Source organism: Neisseria sp. P0019.S003, assembly GCF_051957115.1.
GTDB classification, from domain to species: domain Bacteria; phylum Pseudomonadota; class Gammaproteobacteria; order Burkholderiales; family Neisseriaceae; genus Neisseria; species Neisseria flavescens_D.
Genome location: NZ_JBQCWT010000105.1, coordinates 1 through 437, shown reverse-complemented (window position 1 = coordinate 437; position 437 = coordinate 1). Strand labels below are relative to the sequence as shown.

General features: G+C 55.1%; 1 pseudogene. It reads right to left on the bottom strand.

Going from position 1 to position 437, the window contains the following annotated elements:
- Nucleotides 1-437, bottom strand: a pseudogene (locus ACTHTS_RS11315) (class II glutamine amidotransferase); the annotation flags it as partial.

Genomic DNA, 437 nt, shown 5'->3' with positions numbered 1-437 from the left:
ATCGTTCTGGGTAGTCACTTGCGAAAAATCGACCATTACATCAGCGTCCAGCAAACTGGCTTTGCCAACCTGGGCTTTGCGCACGATGTAGTGCAGTAAGGTACTGGCGTGGGCAAACAGGCAGTCGCCGGTGGACAGCACAAAGTTGAACAAGCCGGAGCGGCGGATTTCATGAGTCAGGCCGGCAATGGCGTCAAACAAAACTTCAGGTTCGGGCTTGGTGGCAAAGCGGCTGCGCAGGCGGTTGAGGATGAAGCAGAACGCGCGTTCGGAATCGGTCGTGCCGACGGCATGGTAGTATTCGCCCTGCTCAGGAAAAAAATCAATCAAATGGCCGTTGTGGGCAAACAGCCAATATTCGCCCCACATCTAGCGCATGAAGGGATGAGGGTTTGCTAGTGAGGTCTGGCCTTGTGAGGCCTTGCGGATATGGGCGA